The following is a 22,739-nucleotide window of genomic DNA, read 5'->3' on the forward strand; positions in this document are numbered from 1 at the left end:
CCCCACCAGGACGCTGTCCTGGACCTGCCAGGGAGCCAGCCCCCTGGATCCCGATACGTTCCTGGGTGTCGAAGGGTTGCCTTTTTTTATTGTTTTTGACCGCAATGTGGGGCGGCTGGGGGTATGCCCGGCAGTTGCGCCACGGCCTGACGGTGACCGGCATGTCCGATCAGATCACCTGGGGCCTCTATATCGGCAATTTCACTTTTTTGGTGGGTTTGGCAGCGGCGGCGGTGGTTTTGCTCGTCATGGCCCATGTTTTTTGCCATGCCGGGATGGATCAGGTGATTGTGCTGGGGGAGGCAATGGCTCTCACGGCTGTAGGCATGGCCTTGTTGTTTGTGGTAGCCGATCTGGGACAACCTTGGCGTATTTGGCATGCCTTGCCACTTTTGGGTTGGCTCAACTTTCCGCAGTCGATCATGGCCTGGGATATCGTGGTTCTTGTTCTGTACGGGGTTGCCAGCCTGGCATTGGGGTACCGAATGTTGCGCGGGGGAGACCTTTCGACCGTCGGACGACAGCCTGATCATCTGGCTTGGCCATGGGTCGGAATCGTTTTGCTCTTGGGCCTCTCCATCCATACCGTGACCGCCTTTTTGTTGGCTGCCAACCCTGCTCGTCCCCTGTGGCACAGCGCCGCTTTGGCGCCGCGTTTCCTGGCCTCGGCTTTTGCTTCCGGGGCGGGGTTGCTGATCATGCTCCTTTTGGGTTTACAGCGGTCGAAGTGGTTGCATTGTCCAGCCGGGGTTCTCCCTGCCTTGACCCGGGTCATGGTTTTTTCGCTTTTGTTGGAGCTGTTTTTCATGGGGGCGGAGTTTTTTGTCCTGTTTTATCGGCCAACTGGTGCGTCAGCTGCGGCGCAATGGCTTTTTTTTGCCCAAAACAGCTTTTTTACTGTTTGGATCCGCGCGGCATGGACCTGTATGGCCGTGGCAACTTTGCTGCTGCTGGCGCCGGGCGTGCGACACCGCCGACCGATTCTATTCCTGGCCGCCTCTTTGACCTGTGTGGGGGTGTGGATGGAAAAAGGGCTGGGCTTGATCGTTCCCGGGTTTGTACCGACTCCGCTCGGCGAAGTGGCAACCTATGCGCCTACGTGGACGGAGATCCAGGTTACGCTGGGGATATGGGCCGTGGGGGCGATATGCCTGACGCTCATGATCCAAGGGTTGGCCCGGCACCAGGGGACAAAAGCCCGGCAATCCCCCAGGCACTGATGCTTCGGCGGGCTGTTGTGGCAACAGGGCGGGGCTCGGAGTGGACAGGGGCGCGGAAACGGCCCCGGGGAGCGGACAGGCTACTTGGCTTGTTCCTTCTCTTCCATCGCGACGCTCCTTCACGCCAAACCGTGTTCGCCCAGTTTCAGAACGATTTTGGTTTCCGAAAATGGCTTGGTTATATAATCGTTGCAGCCCTCCCCGAAGAGAGCCCGAGAGATATGTGCATCGGAGTCCAGGGTGCTGATCATGAAAATGACTGCTCGCGAGCTGTTGGCCCTACAGCTTCGCTCCTCGATCTCCCTGATGCGGGACAGCGCATGATGACCGTCCATGACGGGCATTTCGATGTCCATGCAGACCAGATCGTAGGGTTTGCCGACCCTCAGGGCATTTTGGAATGCCTCGACGGCCTCAAGACCATGAGCGGCAAAATCGCAGGAACCGAATCTGGACAGAATCCTTTCCAAAATTTTGCGAATGACGGGTTGATCATCGACGATCAGTGTTTTCATAGGTTTGTCTCGCTCGGGTCAGACGCCATCCCCCCTCCTTCCTTACCGGCACCGCTTGCAAAGAGAGACATCGCCGGAGTCGGAACGCCCATGTCAAGGAAACAACCCGGAGCACGCCAAGATCGAAAATCACGACACACCCGGGGAAAGTCATCTGACTTTGTTGATAGCAAGGATTTCACTATCAGACATTTCAGAGTTTTTTCAGCGTACCAGAATGAACATCCCCTGTCCACCACGTTCTATGTTCAGCAACAGTTGTCGGTGGCTACGGGCTGCGGCGGTGGTTAAATCCTCGAAGCTTTTGACCACCTGGCGGTTGACGGAGAGGATGTGATCTTCGGGGCGCAGGCCGATGCGCCAGGCGGGGGATCCTTCCCGGACGGTGGCTACGAGGATGCTTTCGTTCTCCTCATTTTTGCCTGGTTTGATTGCCAGCAAAGCGCCATCCAGGAGTGGATTGGCCGTTTTTCCTTCCATGCGCAGAACTTCAGGCATGGATACCACGGCCTTGGCTTCGTGAATTTTGCCATCGCGCATGTACTTGATCTGGACCTCATCACCCATCCGAACCAGACCGATCATGTTGCGCAAGGAGGCGGCGTTGCGAACCTCGCGGCCATTGACTTCGATGATGACATCACCACGGCGCAGACCGGCTTTTGCCGCGCCGGAGTCGGAGACTACGTTGCCAACGACGGCGCCACCAACGCGATCCAGTCCAAAAGCCGTGGCCAAATCCGGGGTCAAGTCCTGGGATTGTACACCCAACAGGCCACGGCGCACCTCACCGTTGTCGATGAGTTGTGCCATGATTTTACGTACCATATTGACGGGAATCGCGAAGCCGATGCCAACGTTGCCACCCCCCTTGGCCAGGATGGCGGTGTTGATGCCCACGAGCTCGCCACGGAGGTTGACCAGGGCGCCGCCCGAGTTGCCCGGGTTGATGGAGGCGTCTGTCTGGATGAAATCCTCGTATCCCTCGATGCCTAAACCATTGCGACCCATGGCGCTGACGATACCGGAGGTCACGGTGGATCCCAGACCAAACGGGTTGCCGATGGCCACGACAAAATCCCCTACCCGCAAAGCGTCTGAATCCCCAATGTCGAGGGCCGTCAAACGTTCCGCCGGGATGCGGACGACGGCAATGTCGGTTTCAGAATCCTGGCCAACCTTCTGGGCTTGCAGGTTGCGGCCATCCATCAGGGTGATGGTGATCTCCTGAGCATCTTTGATGACATGATTGTTGGTCAGGACGTAGCCTTTGGCGGCATCCATCAACACGCCGGAACCCAGGCTGCGCTGAATTTGTTCACGGGGTTGGGTCCGGGCGTTCGGCAGATCAAAAAAATTGCGAAACAGGGGGTCGCTCAACAACGGATGATCGGAGACCTGGAGGCGTGTGCTGGTGTGAATGTTGACCACCGAGGGCATCACCTTTTCCAACATGGGGGCCAGACTGGGCATGGGTGATCCGGCGACCTCGGTTGGCCAAAACCCCGCCCTGGCAGTGGCGGGCATGATCGCCAGCAATGATGCACACAGCGCCCATGCCAGCGATTTGCATCGGGAGGCTTGACCTTGGCCATCTCTGTTCATGCTTTCCCTCCAGCGAATAAAACGTAACGATCCTGAAAAAGGGCAACCATTCAGCACCCATTTATGAAAAAATTTGACATGAAAAAATTTGTCAGGGCTTCGCCCCGAACCCCTACCAGGAGGAAGGGCGCAGCTCTTCCTCCTGGACCTCCATCCCAGTTTTTCATTCGTTTTATGGTCACCCCCGCCACAACGGCGCGACCAGCCCAGTCTCGCGAAAACGGCGATAATCTGTCAAGATTTGTGCATGGTCGAAGGCCAATTCGGCAGGCCAATCCGGCAAGGCAAAGATGCCCAGGCCTTTGGCATCGTCGGCGGCCTGGGGGATCCCTTCTCCCTCGCCCACATAGACAGGTGTGCAGGTGTGCATCCTGGGATCCCGTGCCGGGTCGGAGTAGACACCCAGCAAGCATCGTAACCGGACCCGCAGGGAAATCTCCTCCTGAATTTCCCGCAATGCGGCCTGTTCGAGGCGTTCGCCACGCTCCACGAAACCGCCGGGAATGGCCCATCCGTAAGGGGGATTACGCCTTTGGATCAACACGATTGGTCGCTCTGGCCGATCCGTGAGTTCAACGATGACATCGACTGTCAGAAAGGGCGTTTCGGGTTTGAACATGGGGGCTCCCTTCGTGGCAAACTTCCTATAGCTTCTTATCCTCCTCTGGCAGGGTATGCCAGATGGCGGCGCGGACCATGCCATTGATGAAGGTCAGGGTTTGTCCCGGCCCCATCCCCGATGTTTCCAGGAGCCCCACCTGTGACAATCGGGCTGCGGCACTCCTGGTCAGGTTGGGCTCTGCATGCAACTCCAGGGCGAGAAGCTGGCTCATGGTGATTTTGCCACCGGCGGCGATGGCGCGCGCTGTGCGCCAATCGATGCCGGCACCTTGAATCCGCTCCAGGATCAGACCCTGCAAAGAGAGGGGGAAAAAGTCGTTTTCGGTGAGGTTGTTCACGGTGGACAAATCAGGAATATGTTGCAGATGTTTGGCGATCTCCACGGCGAACAGTGGCACCCCCCGGCACCAGCGTGCCAGATGAAACAAGGTGGCATCCTGAATGATTTTCGCCGGCAACATGCGGCGTAACAGGTCGGCCAGAAAGCGCGTGGAGAGTTTTGGGAGCGGCAGGGGCTCCATGCCTGTGTGGGCTGGAAGCTGGCGTAACTCCGCTTTGCGTCCCGCGCCCAGGAGCCAGACGGCGCTTCCATTGAGCCGCTCCACCAGGAGGGGAAGCAGCGCATGCGTGGCTGGATCGGCCCATTGCAGATTGTCCAGGAACACAACCGTGGCGGTGGGTTCCAACCGCAAGACCCCGGTGATGAACTCCGCAGCCGCGACCAAACGGCTGTTGGATGGTGCGGATGTCAAAGCGGGATCGGCTGCCGTGTGCCAGTCGATCAGGGCTTTTCCTGGTTGCACCAGAGGTTTGGGGAGGGTCTGGACCCACTGATGCAGACGTTCCCCGGACCGCGTGGAGGCCGGGTCGGATGGCGAGCAACCCGCCAGTGTCTCCAGGATCGCGAACAATGGGTGCAGCGGAAAGTGGTACGCCGCTGGGCGACACCTTCCTGCCAGCCAGCGAACCGGCAGGGCGGATGGCCATTCGGTTTGAAAGGTCTCGACCAGGCGGGTTTTGCCAAAACCCGCCTCTCCCAGGATAACCACCGAGCGGCTTTGTCCCTGCAATAGAAGATCTTTGTGCTGGCGAAGAGATGCCAACTCTGCGGTGCGGCCAAAAAAAGGGAGATCCGGAATCGGCGCAAGGTCCAGACACCCCTCCGGCACCGGCAAGGGAACCTGGCCATAACGTCCGGCAAGTTTTGTCAGGGCATGGCGCGTTGTGGCGTCGACACAAGGGGCATGCCACTCTCGGCAATGCTCGGCCATGGTCTCGCTGGTGTGGACCAGTAGGGCGCCGTGCAGGGTGGTTTTATCGCCATCCGAGTTGATCACCAGGTCGCCGGTAAAGACGCATATGCGCAGGGGAAACTCGATGGCGTCCAGCTCTTCTTGCCAGTGTTGGCGGGTCCGGTGGAAAATGCGGTGGGCGCAGCATGCGGCTCGTTCAGGGTCGTCTTCCCGCAGATGGGGTGTTCCGAACAACAACAACAATCCGTCAGGCGTGCCTTGCAACGCACCCTCGAAGCGGCGGGACTCCTGTTGGCAGATTTCACGAAACATGTGGTTGAAACGGGCAAAACCACGGCTACCCAACGTGTTGACCAGGGCCTCGGAGGCCTGTATCACAACCTTGACGAGGGTGACCGGTTGCATGGCGGCGGTAAAACGGGGAAAGGTCAATGCCGGCAGCGATTTTCCCGATTTGGCACGTACTCCGCCCCCCTTTTCCACTGTTGTCGGCAGAAAAAGCGAATCGGCGCGGCGGCCAACTTCGGCAGCCATGGTGCGGTTGGTGACATTCAACCGGCGATAGACTTCGAGAAGGTGCTGCTTGACCGTTCCTTCAGAGATTTTCAACTCACGCGCCACTTCCTTGTTGCTGAGACCCAATTGCACCAGGCGCAGAATCTGGCTTTGACGTTCCGTCAGGGGTGTTGAAGAAGAGGAGGGGGGCATCTCAACCTCGACAGGGGAACTTTTAGGAAACGGTTTCAGGGCGGACCGGCAAGGGCCGTGACCGTGGGGACTAAATCAACGGTTTCAGGAGATAATTCAACAGCGACCGGCTGCCTGTAACGATTTCGGCATCTGCCCACATACCGGGAAGGATGAAATATTGCTGCCCGGCATGGTCCACGGTGCGGCTTTTCGGGCGGACTGTACCTTTATAGTAAGCCTGTTTGCCCGCATCCATATAGGTGAACGGCGAGACGGAGGTCAGGGTGCCTGCGATGGTGCCAAATCGATCAAAGTCAAAGCTCGTGACCCGGATCACCACCTCCTGATCCGGGTGTACAAAGCCGATGTCCCGGGGTGTGATGTTCAGTTCAAGGATGAGATCGTCACCCTTGGGGATGATCTCCATCAACAGATCCCCCACGCCAACCACGGCGCCGATGGAGCGAAAGCGCAGGTTTTGGATGCGTCCAGAGGTGGGAGAGAATATCTCCAGGCGCTTGCTGCGGTCGGTCAGTTTGGCCAGGGTTTCACGGGTTTGTGCAATCTCGTTATGGACTTCGCTCAACTCTCGTGATGCCTGGGTTTGGAGATCGTCCTCAAAGACCTTGCGTCTCAGGGTGACTTCCTGCAGGGAGGAGCGGGCTTTGTTGAGGCGCACCTCCAACCCCTGAATTTCCCCTGTACTTGTCAACAGGGTTCGTTGGGCTTCCAACTCTTTCATGCGGGAGACGAGATTTTTTTTCGCCAGTTTCTCTTGCAGCGTGAGCAGGGATTCATTGACACCGGCACGGCTGCGGGCATTTTTGATCTCTTCCTCGATTTGGGCGATTTCAGCTTGTTTTTGTCCTTCCTGGGTGGTGAAGACCCAATGGCTGGCCTGACGGGATTGGTTCTGGACGTGCAGCAAAGCGGCCTGATCCCGGATCAGATCTTTCCTGTTGGTCACGATGGCGGAAAAATCGGCTGGTGTTCCATTCAGGAAGGCCGTCAGGCGGGCAGCACGGGCCAACAACCCCGCCAAACGTCCTTCCATTTGTTCCTGATTGGCGGCAGTGGCGGCATTTTTCAATCGCAACAGCAGCTTGCCTTTCTCGACCGCATCTCCCTCCTGCACATGGATTTCATCAACGATCCCCCCCTCGGAGGGTTGTATCTTGTGGATGAAACTTTGGGGACGGAACTGGCCATGCGCCATGATGGCCTCGTTGACCTGAGTGTTGGAAGCAATCAGGACGGACACGATGAAAACCGCCACGCTGCCCAGCAAGGCCAAGCGAAATCTCCAGGAAAATTCGCTCTCTTCCAGGATCAGGGCTTCGGAAAGATAGCGGGTCAATTTGTTTTTGGTCATGGGGTCACTCGTTGGGCATTCCGGCAGACATGGAAACGAGGCAGGATCCTGCCCACTGGTCCTGGGGTTGTGTGTTGCACAGCATCATCAGACGAAGCCATTGGGCAGGATTTTGCTGACCTCGGCTGGTGTTCCGGCGGCGCGCAGGTAACCCCCTTCCATGTAGAGAACCAGGTCGGCGATCTTCAGGTGGCTGGGGCGATGGGTCACGATGAAGACTGTGCTTTTGCCGCGCAGCTCGTTGACGGCTTCCAGAAAGAGTCGTTCACTCTCCGCATCCAGATTGTTGCCCGGTTCGTCATAGAGCATGATCGCCTGGCTTTTGAGGTAGACCCGAGCCAAAGAGAGGCGTTGCCTGAATCCTGATGAGAGCGTTCCGTCGCCGCTTTCCTGCAACCGGGTGTCGAACCCCTTGGGAAGCCGCTTGATTTCATCCAGGAGACCGGCCCGCGCCGTGGCTGCCTCAAGTTCGGCATCGCTGGCGTCCGGGTTGACCAGGCGCAGGTTTTGCGCCACTGTGCCGAAAAAGATGTCGCAGGTTTGTGGCAGGTAGCTGATGCCCTGGCGCAACTCCAGGGGATCGGTCTGCCGGATGTCGCCATTGTCGATCAGAATGCTGCCGGCCTGGGGTGTGTACAATCCCAGGATCATTTTGAGGAGGGTCGATTTTCCGGAACCATTGGCCCCGATCACGGTAACCACCGATCCGGCTGGGACGCGAAAAGAGACGCCAATCAAGGCGGGGTCGGCATCGTTGCGATAGCGGAACGAGACGCGGTTGAAAACCACCTCGCCCTGAAAGGTGCGTCCCATCGGGGCGATGGCGCCGATCTCCCGTTCTCCCTTGATCTCCATCAGGCGATCTGTTTGGGTCATGCTGTTGAAAACTTGAACCATTTTAGCGATGCCCAAAAAGGTGGTTTGCACCGGACCAAAGATTCTCCACGTCAGCAGCATGGCGGCCATCACGGCGCCACTGGTGAGTTTTCCCTCCATGACACCCTGGGCGGTCATGCTCATGACTCCCAAGGCGGCTGCCATGGTGATGGTTTGAGACATGGTGCCGAGCAGGGCTGTGACCTGGTTAAGCCGAAAGTTGGCCAACGTGGCCTTGCCGGATAGGTCACGATAGCGGTCATACCAGACCTCCTGGGCATGCACACCCTGGATGGTCGGCAACCGGTGCAGAGCCTCGGTCAGAAAGGCCTGCCGGTGGCTGCCAAGGCGGGTTGAAAGACTGGAACGGACGCGCATGACGGGAAAGATGATGAACCCGACCAGCACGAGACCCAGGATCAACAGCAGCATGAAGAAGATGACCGAAGGATTGATGATCCCCAGCACGATCATGTAGAACAAGGATGTAGGGGCGTCGTAGTAGAGATAGGCCAGAGGTCCGGTCAACATCTCCCGGATCACTTCCAGGGTGCGGATGCGGGCCACCTGCACTCCGACCGAGACCCTCTCCGTATAGGCGGCTGGCAGGGCCAGGATCCGGTCCAGGATGCCGCTGCTCAGGGTGCGTTCCGCCTTGGAGCCGATGTAGGCCATGAGCCGAACCCGTTGAACGCGAACGGCCACATCGACCAGCAATGCCAGCAACAAACCCACCAGCAAGACCAGTGCCATGGATTTGGCGCCGCTGGGGATGATCTGCCCATAGACCGCCATCACGAAGAGGGGGGTCATGGAGCCCATGATATTGCCGAGGATGGTGATGCCCATGATGGTCCAGATCAGGGGCTGAAAACGTTGCAACTGGCTGCGTACCCAACTGCCGATCGTGATGGCTTCGGCGCCAGGCAGGGAGAAGAGGTAGGCGCGCCCTGCGCCAAGATGGTGCACGACCTTTCTTTCGCCATCGTCGCCATCGATCACCTCGGTGGCGCCACTCTCGGGGCGCCCCAGGGCGACCACCACACGACCTTTGTTTGAAACGAACAAAAACGGCATCAGCCGCGGATCGATGCTTTCCAGTTTGCCGCGTGCCTCCCGGTAAACATGGTGCAGGTTGGCCATGATGGAGCAAAAATTTGTCAGATCGAGCTTTTCGGAGAGGTGGGGAACCGATTCGGCCAGTTGACGCGCCGTTCCTTTCCAGCTCATGGCCGTCAATAAACCTTTCAGGCAGCGGGAAAAGGGGGTCTGCACATGCATCTGGTCCAGAAACAGCTGCCATTGTTGCTCCTGGGAGAGGGAGCGGCGTTGTTCCAGCAAGGCCAGAGCGTCAGCGTGTTTTGTCTGGGGCAAGGTTTCCTCTGGACCCTGGCCCGGATCAACCACGGGATGGGCGACAGGTTTTGCCAAGGTCGGTGAGGGCTTTTCCACCCGGAAGGCATCCATCAAATCTTCCAGGAGGTGCAACGTGCCCCCTTGCAGGCGAAAAACCCGATCCGCCATGCGCAGCAGGGAGGGGCGTTGGGAGATCAGGATGATCGAACACTCCCCCTTCATGTTTTCCAGGCAGGTCCGCAGGAGATTGTCTCCGGCGGAGTCGATGGCCATGTTGGCTTCGTCGAAGAGCAGGATTTTGGGTTCTCGCGCCAGAATACGGGCGATGACGATGCGTTGTTGGACCCCGGCTGGCAACGTATCCTGGGCGCCGTCACCCACCACGGTGTGGTACCCTTTGGGCATGCGCGCCACCACGGCATCGAGTCCCAAACGGGCAGCCATGGTCAATGCCACGGATTGACGGGTATCGTCGAACATGGTCAGATTTTGCAAAATCGTCCCATTGAACAGCGTCCCTTTTTGGGGGATGTAGCCAATTTGTGCGGAGAGATGTTGGGGCAACAAATGGACTTCGCGGCTATCGATCCGGACGGTTCCCTGTGTGGGCTGCGCCGCGCCGGTGATCAGTTTCAGGAAGGTGCTTTTACCGCTGCCACTGTCGCCGACAATGCCGATGCACTCCCCAGGGTCGATGGTCAGGGAGATGTCGGTCAGAATGGCTGTTTTGTGTACGGGGGGCGGGGGTTCGCCAGGTTTTTGCCATCCGGTATTTTTGGTGACCTCGAAGGAGATGTTTTGCAGTTGAATGGCGCCGCTCAACGGCTCCCCGGAGGCGTGTTCGGCCAGATTTTCCCGTTGCGGAATGGTGAGCAGGGCATTGACCTCTTGGCGAGCCATGCGAATGGCCTGCAACCGCGTCCATCCGGCGACCAGTGCCTGGATGGGTTGCAACGATCTTCCGGCGAGCATGGTGCAGGCTGCCAGTCCACCGGTTGTCAAATCTCCGTCTATGACCTGGATGGCCCCGAAGGCGATCACCATGGCCGTCATCCCCTGGGCCGTGAACGAGGAGAACGCCGGCATGATGGCGCCCAGAAAGATCAGGTCGTAAGTTTGACGCAATCCTTTGATCAGCAACATTTCATGGCGCCGCAACAGGAGTGATTCCATGGCCAGGGCCTTGACGGAATGAATGCGGTCCAGGGTCTCGGTGATAAAGCTGTAACGCCGCTGCTTTTGATCCATATCCTGCTTCAGCGTTTTTTTCAGTGAGAAGCCAACGTAGGCGGAAGGCACGCTGATCAGAATGAGGGCGCCCAGGGGCACCAGGGCCAGGGGGCCTGCCAGCAGGTAGACGAGAAACAGGTACATGACCAGAAAGGGCAGGTCGAACAAGGCCATCAGCGCCTGTCCGGAATAGAGCTCACCGACCTGGTTGATGGCGTTCATCCCCTCCATGAATTTGCTGCCATCCGCTTTCTCGATCTCCTCGGGTGCGGCGTAGAGCAGGCGCCGGAACGAGTTGCAACTGACCTGATGCTCAAACCGGGCGCCCATCCAGCCCATATGATAGGCCCGTACCGAGCGCAAGGCCGCCTCCACCACCAGGGCAACCAGCACCCCGAGCACCAACAGGGAGAGGGTCTGCGTGGCATGATTGGGCAGGATGCGGTTGTAGACCTGGATCAGAGCCAACGGGACCAACAGGCCCAACAAGTTGATGATGAACGATGTCACTCCTGGTATCCACAGTCCGGAAAACGACCCCAACTTGATCGTGTCCTCCTGGATGGCTTTCTTCATTTCTTCACAAACTCCGCGTCTGGTTGCATCCGCCCTTGACAGGCCCCGCGCAAAAAAGGTCCGTATGGCGCTATCTTCTAAACCATATGTGGCTTCGGAGCCAGCCATCCCAGAGCCCGGTTCGTTGTCGGGTGCTGAGTGGCTACCAAAAAACCATGCACCGGCGGGAGCGAATGCAGCTTGTATGCCGTTGCCGTAACTCTTCCTCACCTTTTTAAAAAGGGCTTGGATAGGAAAGCTTTTGTCAGGGCTTTGCCCAGAACTCCACCAGGACTCTGTTTGAATCCCTGCCAGGGAGCCACCCCCCTGCCCTGGACCCCGATGCGTTGCCGGGTGGTGAACAGTGACCCGTTTATCAGCGCTCTTTATCTCGGTTCGACCGCCAACGCCGCTGGACTCAAATAATCCCGTATATTCACTGCATCCTGCTGACTGGCTGGCAGGTAGAGATTGGCGTAGGTTCGATAAACGCCGGAGGTGAGGAAGAGGTCGAAAAGATCGCTGTCAAGATGCTGGTCCTTGCGCATGAAGCTCATGATGCGCAGGGCCTGGTTCAAGGTTTTGGGGGGTTTGTAGGGGCGGTCCGCTGCGGTCAGGGCTTCAAAGACATCGGCAATGGCCAGCATGCGAGCTTGCACGCTCATCTCGTCCCGGTGCAGGCCACACGGATAGCCCGTTCCCACCATGGTTTCGTGGTGTGAGCCGGCCATCTCCACGGCGCTGCGCATGGTTTTGGGCAGGGAGAGGTGTTCCAGCATGAGGATGGTCTGGATGACATGTTCGTTGATCTTGAAACGTTCTTCGTTTGTCAGAGTGCCCCGGCTGATGGAAAGGTTGTAGATTTCGCCGTAATGGTACAGGTGCTCCGGAACCACGACCTTGAATTGTGGATGGGCGGCATAGGGGGTGGGATCAGCCCGGGGGACGATGTGTTCCGGTTTGTCGGCCAACAGCGTCTCGACCGCAGGCAGGGGGGACTCCGGAATATTTTGTACATGCAGTTGCTCGGGAGGCGAGAGACCGAGACGGTCACTGAAGTGACGTTGCCAGGTTCGCCCGGCAATTTGTTTCAGGCGGGTGATGCTTTCCGGATCCATGAATTCGCCGCCCTGATTGCACTGGGCCACGAAGGCAAACTCCTCGCGCAGAGTGGCCAGAGAGGCATCCAGGGTTTCGGGTAGAGGATTGGAATCACCCAGGCGGGCCCAATGTTCCTGCTGGGCCTGGATGATGGCATCCCGGTAGAGCACCTCGAAACGCATCCGAATTTCATGGATGCGATTGTAGACGGTCTCCAGTTTGGTGGCTTTGTCCACCACATATTCGGGAGTGGTGACCTTGCCGCAATCGTGCAACCAGCCGGCCAGGTGAAAGGCCTTCCACGCATCTTTTTCCATGTTGAAGGATGCAAACGGCCCGGTGTCGCAACGGCAGGCGGCTTCCGCCAGCAGACGGGCCAGTTCAGGAACCCGGGCGCAATGGCCCCCGGTATAGGGGGATTTGGCGTCGATACTGGTTGCCAAGACCTTGATGATCGACTCGAACAGTTTTTCCTGGGCTTCGATGAGGCGCAGGTTGTGCAGTGCCACGGCTCCCTTGGAGGCCAGGGACTCGATGAAACCCACCAGATCGTCGGCAAAGGAAACAACCTTTTCACGGGTTGGATCCAGGGCATTGATGAGTTGCAAAGCCCCCAGAATGTCCCCTTCGCGTGTCATCAGGGGAACCACCAGCATGGATTGAGTGTGGTAGTTGGTGGCCGCATCGAACTTCAATGTTCCGGAGACATCGAACGGGCCGGTATCGCCGTAGACATCGTCCAGCCGCACACTCTTGCCGGTCAGGGCGACATGGACCGAGACATAATGGTGGTTGGGCTTTCCGGTGGTGGGGTCATGGAGGGGCAGGGCCGACACCGGAAGCGTGTCGGTACTGGTCCGGTGGGAAAACTGGAGGGTATTCTCATCGGTCAGGAGAAAGAGAGTGGCTCTGTCGGCTGGGGCGATCTCCCGTCCTCCCTCAAGAATGCGACGCAGCAGGCGATCGATGTCATGTTCCATGGCGAGGGCGATACCCAGCTCCACCAACTTTTCGAGCTTGTTTTGACTGATGACCAACTCGCGGGTCCGTTCTTGAACCTTTTCTTCCAAAACCTCGGCAACGCGCTCCCACTCAAGACGTGCCACTTGTTCGAGGCGTTTGGCCAGTTCTGTCTGACGAAAGGCCCTGTAACCCAGGAAGAGAAGCAACAGAAAATTGGCGCCGACCGGAAAGACCGGATCCAGCAGCAGGGTGTGAACATGGAACGCATAGGCCCCGCCAGCGCCGCACAACGTGGACAAGGAGAGAAACAGGATGGTTGTGAAGCGAACGCCCATTTTGGAGACCAACAGAATGAGGAGCAGCCCCATGACCGTCGTCAGGAGTTGCTCCAGCCACAGGGCATATCCTGGCCTGTCGAGGGCGATGCCCTGGAGAATGGTCTCAATCGCCTGGGCCTGGATTTCGGCGCCGGAAATTTGACCTTGCATCGGGATGGCGTGGATATCCTGGAGGCCAGCCGCCGACGAACCGACCAGAACCAGGCGTCCCTGGAACAGGTCGGGGGCCAGTTTGCCCTCCAGCAGGTCACCGACCGAAAAGTAACGGCCTGGATTGACAGGTCCATAATGGATCCAAACCTGCCCCTGGGAATCTGTGGGAATGGGTGCCCCTCCAACCAGAATACCCTTGATTTTCTGGTTTTGGTCCACAATGGCGACCGTGCCCCGGCGACCCGAGGCCACGCGCAGCGCTTCGAGCGTGAAGGTGGGCCGGATGCTCTGGGCCATGCCCACCATCAGAGGAACCCGTCGGACGATGCCGTCCGATTCAGGGTTGACATACAACAGGCCGTTTCCGGCTGCCGCCTTCTCGAAAGGGGCATCATTGGGAATCAAACCATCCACCTCCGATAAAAAGGGGAGGGCATCTCCGCCCATGGAGGCGATATTGTTTGTTTGCAGGGATGCCTGGGTTGCCGTCGTGGTGGAACCGTAACGCACCATTTGCCCCAGAATGACGGGCGCTCCAAGCATGGCATGCGCGAAGGCGGCATCGGTATCCGGCAGGGCGTACAGCTCCTGTCGGCTTTTCTCGCTCAAGGTTTTGAGATCGTCGGCCATGACATGGGGAGAGTGCAGATCCCGACCAGGAAAAACAAAATTAAAGCCAATGCCGGCGGCTCCCATCTCCTTGAGACGATTGACAATGTCCGCCAGCCGGGTCCGGGGCCATGGCCATTGACCAAAACGATCCATGGAGCGTTCGTCGATGTCCAGGATGACCACCTGGGTCACCTCGGACGTGCGGGGATAAAAACGCTGATAGGTGTCGAAGACGCGGAGACGCAACTCCGCCAGGGGTTTGGGATCGACCCCCTGGAGGAGGACGAGAAACCCCAGGAACAGCAACGTCACCACGCGCATCCGCCAGGCCCACGGACCACAGCTGGCGGACCCCTTGTTCGAGGCGTCAGAGGAAGAAGCCACCTGTTGTTGCAAATGTGGCTCCATCTTCTTGTTCATACGCCGTCAGCGGATCGACACCTCGACGCGCCGGTTGCGCGGCTCAGGGAGTTCGTCCGCTGTTTGCACCAGGAGGTTTTTCTCGCCGTGGGAGGTAACTTCGATGGCGGAGGCGGGAATGCCAATGCCCAGGAGCAGCCCGTGCACCATTTTGGCGCGATCCAGGGCCAGCCGATGGTTGGCATCTTCGGCGCCGACCGTGTCGGTATGGCCAACGACGGCAACTTCGGGGGATACCCAGCTCTTCAGGGTGGAGAGAATTTCCGGCAATTTGGCCTGGGACGAGGGCACCAGGGCGGTGCCACCAGTCTGGTAGTAAAGGATAAACTTGACCGGTTTGCGTGATTTGGCCGCCATGGCGGCGGCGTAACGCGCTTCAATCTCGTTATCGGGCACTACATTTGGCGCGGCAGGTTCTTCCGTCGCTTTGCTGATCCGGGTTCCTTCGTTGGCCTTGTCGAGGGTCACGGTACCGGATGTCGTCTCAACGATGGCCTTGCCCACATGGCCATCATCGTCGGGTAGCAGCACGATCTGTTCCGGTTTTGCACAGCCAAAGAGAAAGGCTAAAGCCAACATGCCCATCGACAAACGTGACATGGATCTCATTGCAAAAGTCTCCAACTTGCGGACAGAGGGTGTGGAATCAAGGCTCGGGAACATGGACGAGTATGGACGTTCCCCGCACTCCGATGGACCCCAGCGGGGTTGTCAGTCGGATGCGTTTGGGATCCAGTTTACCAATCTCGCCGGTGTTGAATGTCAAGGTGCCCGCCGCCATATGACCCGAGAGCGCCAGACGCTGGGCGTGCGGATCGAAGGCAAACTCCTCGACGACGAAACGGCTGTTCGGACCCAGGGAAAAACGAGTATTGTCCTTCATGGTGACACCCACCGCGCCATCGGCGCCGGTTTCCAGGACATCCTTGGCATCCAGCGGTGTTCCCACTTTGGCGGGACTTTTTTCCCCAAGGTGCTGGATAAAAACGTCCCCAGAAGCCGTCTTGACCATGCCATCCGAGGCTTGCACCGGCAAAATCAGGCCCATTGACCCACAAAAAAGGATTGAGCGAACAACTCGTTTCATGCAGCGCTCCTCACGGTTACACGTCCGAACCATCTGAAACCCCACGACCTGAAACCTTGCGACGTTGACCCCACCCAGAGTGACAGAATCCTCTGGATCCTAACCAACTTCATGTTGTTTGTCCACAAGAATCCATGGCTCCCATAAAGCGGAGTATCGCTGCAACGTCCTGCTTCGTGTCAGGCCGGGTTGGCCGATGGGGCTCCAGAAAATTGGCAGATGTTTTGCGTGTCTGGCAAGGGTTGGCTTGGTTTGCTCTCTTCGGTTGATTGTTGGTTGGTGCAGATGTCCGTTGCCAAAACATCTCTTCCCCTCGTGGTGCGTTTGTTGATCGGGTCGGCCCTGCTGATGGTGTCGGCTGGGTGTGTCGTGAAACCCCAGGCCTTGACCGAGGCCGAGCAAATGCAGCTTGTCCAGGCGGACCAGACCAAAATGTTCCAGAATCAGGATCCCATCCCGGATACCCTGACCATCTACGATGCCATGGCGCGTGCCATCAAATACAACCTCGACCACCGCCTCAAGCTGATGGAAGGGTTGCTTTCCAGCAACCAGCTTGACCTGACTCGGGCCGAGCTGCTCCCCAACCTGGTGACCTCGGCTGGGTATTCGAGCCGTTCCAATGCAGCGGCCTCCAGCAGTCAATCGGTGCAGAACGGCACCCTCTCCCTGGAATCCTCCACCTCCCAGAATCGGGATCAGGAACAGATCGATCTCTCCCTGACCTGGAATGTTTTGGATTTTGGTGTCAGTTATTTTCGTGCCCGGCAGGAGGCTGATCGCTTGCTGATCACCGAGGAGCGGCGGCGCAAGGTGATCCAAAATTTGATCCGGGAGATTCGTTATGCCTTTTGGCGGGCCTGGGGGGCGCAGAGCCTTGCCCAGGAGATCGGCGTAACCTTGAAGGAGGCGGACGCCGGTCTGAGCGCCTTGCAACGCATCGAAGATGAGCGCCTGCGCCCCCCTCTGGAGATTCTGCGCTATCGGCGCTCCATCCTGGAGGCGGTGGTGCAGTTGGAAAAACTTCGGGATGATTTGGCCATGGCCCATGTCGAGTTGGCGCCATTGATGAACATGCCCCCGGGGGTTTCCTACAAGTTGGCCGCCGAAGAGCCGGTGTTGACTGTGTTTCCGACCGACCTGCCGCTGGAGGCCCTGGAGCGGCTTGCCTTGCGCAACCGTCCCGAGCTTCGCGAGGAGAACTACCAGGCCCGCATCAGCGTCGAAGAGACTCGCAAGACCCTGGCCCGGCTTTTTCCGGGTCTGGAGATGAGCCTGACCGGCAACCATGACAGCAACACCTTCCTGGTCAACCAGAGTTGGGCTGAGGCGGGTTTGCATATTTCGTGGAACCTGATCAATCTGGCGACAGCCCCCAGGCGGCTGGAGTGGGCCAAGGCGCAGGAGTCGGTCACCGACACGCGGCGCCTGGCTCTGCACATGGCCATATTGAGCCAGATTCATATTGCCTGGCGGCAGTATCTGACGGCGTTGCAACAATATCGTCGGGCCATGGATCTCAGCACCATCGACCGGGAGATTCTGCGCCATGTGACCACGCAACAGGATCAGGCCGCCGAGGGGCGCCTGGAGCAGGTGCGCAACCGGGTGAAGGTCGTCCTGACCCGTTTGCAACAGCATCAGGCTTTGGCCCAATTGGAGAACGCCCTGGGGCAATTGCAGGTGGCCGTTGGTGCCGATCCCATTCCTCCGAACGTGAAGGAGGGTGATCTGGGTGCCTTGAGCCGGGAGATCGAAAAAAATCTGGCCGAATGGGACCAGGCGCTGGTGCAAGGGCAGATACCGGCCAGGCCGGATATGCCAGGAAAGGTGCCCGTCGCGCCACAGGGTTCCGACACGGCGCCCGGCATGGGTGACCACGCAGTGGTTGGGGCGGATGCCCCCGACCGGCCCGGTGATGGGGCTGATACGCCGGTCCAACCCGTTGCCGCGACCGACACATCCGGGCAAACCGGTTTCCCCGGCGCCATGCAAGGCGTGTCCGACATGCACAGCAAGCCGGTCGATGCATGGCCTCTGACCGGTTCTTCCTCCGTGACTGCGAGCCGCATGTTGCCTGGGTCTCCCGCCAGGCCCGCGAAGGTGCAGCCACAGGCGGCAGGTTTTTGGCGGGCGGTCACGATCGAACGGGTTCGACAGCTTTTGAAAAAAGGGGGGGACCGCCCTCCTGCGGGAACGTCGACCAGGGAAATGCCGCGCCTCGTTCCAGAGAGGGAGGGGCGGGCGCCCTTTCTTTCGGAGGTCCGCTTCGTTATGCTGAGCGGGGTGCAACGCCCTCCTCCCGACTGAGGAGGGGGGTGGTCAGGTCTTGTGTCTTCTCCGGTTGCCCCTTGATCTTCATCAGTGAAAGAGATCCAATGCTCCGCGATGCTAGGCGAACCCCTGTTCGGTTTCCCGTGTCTTTGGGATGGGTGGTTTGTTGCCTACTGCTGGCGCCGACCTCCTGGGGTTGGGCGGCTCTCTGCGATGCTCCCGCATCCCGCTCTTCGGAGGCGCCACTTTCCGTTGCGCCGCCACAGAAGAGCGCCGAAGCTCCGCAAAGACCTGACGCCGCCAGGGTCGGTGAGGAGAACGAAGAGATCCGGGCGCAACTGACGCCCCGACAACGGACGGTGATCGGCGCCGAGATCCCGGCCAAGATTGTACGTATCAACGTTGCCGAAGGGGAGGCATTTACCCAGGGAAAGGTGCTGGTGGAGTTTGACTGCACCCTCTTTCAGACCCGTTTGCGCAAGGCCGTGGCTGAAGTCGATGCAGCCAGCAAGCGGGTCGAGGTCCACTCGCGCCTGATGGAGCTGGGGTCGCTCTCCCCCCTGGAGTTGGAGCTGGATCAACTGGAGCTGGCGCGCAACGTCGCCGAAGTGGAGACGCAACGCGCCATGGTGCATCGCTGCCGTATCTATGCCCCTTTTGCCGGACATGTCATTTCCCTCCAGGCCCAACCTTTTCAGTATGTGACCGAGGGGCAGCATCTGCTGGACATTTTGAACAATGCCGACCTGGAACTGGCCATGATCGTCCCCTCCCGCTGGCTCCCCCGGTTGACGCCTGGCGCAGCGTTTACAGTCCATATCGATGAGACCGGTCGTGATTACCCGGCCCGGGTGGTGCGTCCTGTTCCCCAGGTGGATGCCGTCAGCCAATCGATCAAGGTGATTGCCCGGTTGGATGGCCACTTTCCCGAACTGATTTCGGGCATGAACGGGCGCATTCGTTTCCCAGCCGACATGGGGGTGACCAAACCGTGACCGAGGCCCAGCAAAAGGGAGCGGTGGACTCTTTGCAAGGTCGGCTGCGGAGCCTGGGGTCTCTCCTTGAACTGGGCAAGATGGCCCGTGACGCTCCCGATGACGAGGCCCTGGGTTTTGTGCTGGTCAACGAGACCCATCTGCTGACCCCCTACCGTCAGGCCATTTTGTGGCGGCGCATCTCACCCGGTCGTGGTGAGGTGGTGGCCATTTCTGGACTTTTCCGCGTCGATCCCCAGACGCCATTTGTGGCCTGGTCAAGCCGGCTTTGCGCCACTTTGGACCGGGATGCCGATGCTGCCCAGGTGCGGGTCATTGCCCCGGATACCCTGCCGGAAGCAGACCAGGCGGCCTGGGCCGAATGGCTGCCGGCGGAACTTCTCTGGTTGCCTTTGAGCGTCTCCTCCGGTGCGCGTCCGGGGGGGTTGTTGTTGGCCCGGGAGGCGCCTTGGAGTCCGGTCGAGCAGGAGTTGTTGGCCGTTCTGGCCGAGAGTTATGCCCATGCCTGGCTGGCTTTGCACCCGCATCATCGTGTGCAGCTGGGGCCGTTTCCTGACATACGCCGCCTTCCCCTCCTGGTTTTGGCGGCTGTTGTGGTTGGGGCGCTCGCCCTTCCTGTCGATCTTTCGGTCCTGGCGCCGGCTGAAGTCGTTCCCATCGATCCTGTCGTGGTGCGGTCCCCCCAGGATGGTGTCATCGACCAGTTTTTGGTGCGCCCCAACCGCATGGTCAAGAGTGGTGATATTCTGTTCACCCTGGACGACACCAACCTGCGTAACCGCCAGGATGTGGCGCGCACCGAAATGGAGTCGGCCCAGCAGGAGTATCGTCAGGAGGCGCAAAGGGCGGTCCTTGATGCGGATAGCAAGACCCGTTTGGCATTACTCCAGGGGCGTGTCGAGCAACGCCGGACCGAAGTGACCCATGTCGAGAACCTGCTGGAGCGCACCCGTGTGCGGGCCAGCCGGGACGGCATGGCCCTGTTTGAGGATGTCAACGATTGGTTGGGGCGTCCTGTCGCGGTGGGGGAGCGCGTTCTGACCCTGGCCAATCCGGCGGCCACGGAGCTGGAGATCCACCTCCCCGTTCCTGACGCTGTTCGCCTGGAACCCAACGCCGAGGTCAAATTTTTCAGCAACAATCAACCTGAGCAACCGTTACCCGCGCATCTTGTCGAAGCGGCCTTTCGTCCGACCTCCGCTCCGGAGGGGTTCTTGATCTATCGGCTGACGGCACGTTTTCCCAATGAGTTGACACCGCCGCGCATAGGTTTGCGTGGCACGGCCCGGGTTGTCGGGCAGGAGGTGTCCCTTTTCCACTTCCTGCTGCGCCGTCCCCTGGCAGCCCTGCGGCGCATGACCGGGATTTGACGCCATGACCACCCTCCCACCTTTGCGGGAGGAGCTCCACCTCTTTCCTGGCCCGCGCACCCGCGCCCATGCCCCGACATGGACCATTCACGATCCGGCCAGCAACCACTATTTTCGCATTGGTTGGCGTGAGTTTGAGATTCTCTCCCGTTGGAACATGGGCGGGGCCGAACAGATTGCAGCACGCACGTCACTGGAAACGCCCCTGCATGTGCGGGCGGAACAGGTTTTGGAGGTGGCCCGGTTTTTGACGGCCCACAATCTGGTGCGCATCCAGGGCAGATCCGATTTGGCCCGTTTGCGGCGACAATCCGCAGGGACAAAGCAGGGTTGGTTGCAGGTTTTATTTCACGCCTACCTTTTTTTCCGGATACCTTTGTTGCGACCGGACCGTTTTCTGGCCGCCATTCTGCCCTCCATGGCATGGGCTTTCACGCGGGGATTCTGGCTTTTCATGCTGGTCGTGACCCTGACCGGCCTGTTTCTGGCAGGCCGCCAGTGGGAGCTTTTTTTTTCCACCCTGACGAGAAGCTTTTCCGTGGAGGGCGCCATGGCTCTGGCCTTGGCTATTACGGTATCCAAGGTTGTACACGAATTTGGGCACATACTGGCTGCCAAACGGTATGGTTGCTCTGTTCCATCCGTTGGGGTGGCCTTTCTGGTGATGTGGCCGGTGCTCTATTCGGATGTGACGGGGGTGTGGAAACTTCCGGAGCGAAAGCAACGGCTCGCTGTCGGCGTGGCCGGGATGGCCGCCGAGCTGGTTTTGGCCTCCTGGGCCACCTTGCTGTGGAATTTTCTGCCGGATGGACCTGCCCGCAGTGCGGCCTTTTTTTTGGCCACCAGCGGTTGGACCCTGACCTTGATGGTCAACCTCAGCCCCTTTTTGCGTTTCGATGCCTATTACATGCTCTCGGACTGGATCGAGGTACAAAATCTCCATGCCCGCTCCGGGACTTTGGGACGTTGGTGGCTGCGCGAGCTGCTGTTGGGGTTGGGGGAACCGGATCCCGAACCCGACTTGCACCCGATCCGTTCATTTTTGATCCTTTTCGCGTATCTTTCCTGGATCTACCGGCTGATTTTGTTCTTGAGCATCGCCCTGCTGGTTTACTACTATTTTTTCAAACTCTTGGGAGTGGCTCTGATGTTGGTGGAAGTGGGTTGGTTCATTGTGCGGCCCGTGTTTTTGGAGTTGGGGGTGTGGTGGCGGTTGCGCCAGCGTTTGCACATCAACCTGCATACCTTGTTGACTGCTTTGGCCGTTGGCGGATTGATCTTTTTTCTTCTGCACCCCTGGCAGCATCGCATCGAGGTTCCGGCCTTGTTGCGGCCCGAGCATCCTCCCGGCTTGTATGCACCTGTTCCAGCCCGTTTGGATGCCTGGGAGGTGACCCGGGGGGATGTTGTCCGACCGGGCCAGGTTCTGGCCCGACTCTCCTCGCCGGATCTTGCCCATGAGATCAGGCGGACACAGACGGAAATCACCCTGCTGCGTCAGCAACTCTCCCTGCATGCCATTCAGGTGGATCTGTTGGACCAGCGTCGGGATATTCGGCAAAAGTTGCATGCGCGCCTGGCGGAAAATCAGGGATTCCTTCGCCAGCAGGGGCAACTTACCCTGGTGGCGTCTACAGCGGGTCAGGTTGTCCATCGTCTGGAGCATCTGCACCCTGGCGATTGGGTTGGCACCAACGAGCCATTGTTGGAGTTGGCCCACTTTCACCGTTGGGTCATCGAGGCCTACGTGGAAGAGACGCGGCGCGACCAGATCCTGTTTGGCGGCGAAGCGAAATTTTTTCCGGAAATCGGCGAGCTTCCCCCTGTGAGAGCAAGGGTGATGCGTGTCGAGGGGGCCAATGCCAAGCAGTTGCACCATCCCTGGCTGGGTTCGCATCTGGGTGGTGAGTTGCCTGCCAGGGCCAACCAGCAAGGCGAGGCCATACCCCTTACGGCGGTCTATCAGGTTCTTCTCGAACCCGTCGCCTTCCCCGACCACGGCATGATCCATATCTTGCGCGGCACGGCGCACCTGCCTGGTGAACCCCTCAGCATTCTTGGCGCTCTGTATCGCACAGCCCACAGTGCTTTTGTGCGCGAGAGCGGGTTTTAGGTTTATGTTTTGTTGACGAG

Annotated in this window: 14 protein-coding genes; 5 read left to right on the forward strand and 9 right to left on the reverse strand. The window is 59.0% G+C overall.

Going from position 1 to position 22,739, the window contains the following annotated elements:
* Window positions 1–89 precede the first annotated feature (89 nt).
* Window positions 90–1,220: a polysulfide reductase NrfD gene (gene nrfD, locus HQL63_00560; protein ID MBF0175329.1), complete on the forward strand. Its 1,131-nt coding sequence runs from the start codon at window positions 90–92 to the stop codon at window positions 1,218–1,220.
* A gap of 119 nt (window positions 1,221–1,339) precedes the next feature.
* Here the strand turns inward: nrfD and HQL63_00565 are convergent, their stop codons facing one another.
* From HQL63_00565 to HQL63_00605, 9 genes are all read right to left on the reverse strand, one after another.
* Window positions 1,340–1,735 (reverse strand): response regulator, encoded by a 396-nt coding sequence (locus HQL63_00565; GenBank protein ID MBF0175330.1) that lies wholly within the window; start codon window positions 1,733–1,735, stop codon window positions 1,340–1,342.
* Between the two features lie 204 nt (window positions 1,736–1,939).
* Window positions 1,940–3,340 (reverse strand): DegQ family serine endoprotease, encoded by a 1,401-nt coding sequence (locus HQL63_00570; GenBank protein ID MBF0175331.1) that lies wholly within the window; start codon window positions 3,338–3,340, stop codon window positions 1,940–1,942.
* Window positions 3,341–3,518: 178 nt separating this feature from the next.
* Window positions 3,519–3,959 carry an NUDIX hydrolase gene (locus HQL63_00575; protein MBF0175332.1) on the reverse strand — a complete coding sequence of 147 codons (441 nt, stop codon included), beginning with the start codon at window positions 3,957–3,959 and terminating at the stop codon, window positions 3,519–3,521.
* Between the two features lie 25 nt (window positions 3,960–3,984).
* A complete protein-coding gene (locus tag HQL63_00580; GenBank protein ID MBF0175333.1) occupies window positions 3,985–5,922 on the reverse strand; it encodes an AAA family ATPase in 1,938 nt (645 codons plus the stop codon).
* 70 nt (window positions 5,923–5,992) lie between these two features.
* Entirely contained in the window at window positions 5,993–7,276 is a 1,284-nt protein-coding gene (locus HQL63_00585) for an HlyD family type I secretion periplasmic adaptor subunit (GenBank protein ID MBF0175334.1), read from the reverse strand.
* An 87-nt stretch (window positions 7,277–7,363) separates the two neighbouring features.
* On the reverse strand, window positions 7,364–11,314 hold the full coding sequence (locus tag HQL63_00590; protein MBF0175335.1) for an ATP-binding cassette domain-containing protein: 3,951 nt from the start codon (window positions 11,312–11,314) through the stop codon (window positions 7,364–7,366).
* A 365-nt stretch (window positions 11,315–11,679) separates the two neighbouring features.
* Window positions 11,680–14,868, reverse strand: a complete 3,189-nt coding sequence (locus tag HQL63_00595) for a CHASE2 domain-containing protein (protein ID MBF0175336.1) — start codon at window positions 14,866–14,868, stop codon at window positions 11,680–11,682.
* A gap of 18 nt (window positions 14,869–14,886) precedes the next feature.
* Window positions 14,887–15,489: an OmpA family protein gene (locus HQL63_00600; GenBank protein ID MBF0175337.1), complete on the reverse strand. Its 603-nt coding sequence runs from the start codon at window positions 15,487–15,489 to the stop codon at window positions 14,887–14,889.
* Between the two features lie 37 nt (window positions 15,490–15,526).
* Entirely contained in the window at window positions 15,527–15,967 is a 441-nt protein-coding gene (locus HQL63_00605) for a FecR domain-containing protein (protein MBF0175338.1), read from the reverse strand.
* A gap of 219 nt (window positions 15,968–16,186) precedes the next feature.
* On the opposite strand from HQL63_00605, the gene HQL63_00610 reads away from it, so the two are divergent.
* From HQL63_00610 to HQL63_00625, 4 genes are all read left to right on the forward strand, one after another.
* The gene (locus tag HQL63_00610; protein MBF0175339.1) at window positions 16,187–18,277 is read left to right on the forward strand and encodes a TolC family protein; all 2,091 of its coding nucleotides are present in this window, start codon (window positions 16,187–16,189) and stop codon (window positions 18,275–18,277) included.
* A 68-nt stretch (window positions 18,278–18,345) separates the two neighbouring features.
* Window positions 18,346–19,236 (forward strand): efflux RND transporter periplasmic adaptor subunit, encoded by an 891-nt coding sequence (locus HQL63_00615; protein MBF0175340.1) that lies wholly within the window; start codon window positions 18,346–18,348, stop codon window positions 19,234–19,236.
* Window positions 19,233–20,606: an HlyD family efflux transporter periplasmic adaptor subunit gene (locus HQL63_00620; protein MBF0175341.1), complete on the forward strand. Its 1,374-nt coding sequence runs from the start codon at window positions 19,233–19,235 to the stop codon at window positions 20,604–20,606. Before HQL63_00615 ends, HQL63_00620 begins: the two co-directional genes overlap by 4 nt.
* Window positions 20,607–20,610: 4 nt before the next feature.
* The gene (locus tag HQL63_00625; protein ID MBF0175342.1) at window positions 20,611–22,719 is read left to right on the forward strand and encodes a biotin/lipoyl-binding protein; all 2,109 of its coding nucleotides are present in this window, start codon (window positions 20,611–20,613) and stop codon (window positions 22,717–22,719) included.
* Window positions 22,720–22,739: the final 20 nt, after the last annotated feature.

This window comes from Magnetococcales bacterium, assembly GCA_015231175.1.
Taxonomy (GTDB): domain Bacteria; phylum Pseudomonadota; class Magnetococcia; order Magnetococcales; family DC0425bin3; genus HA3dbin3.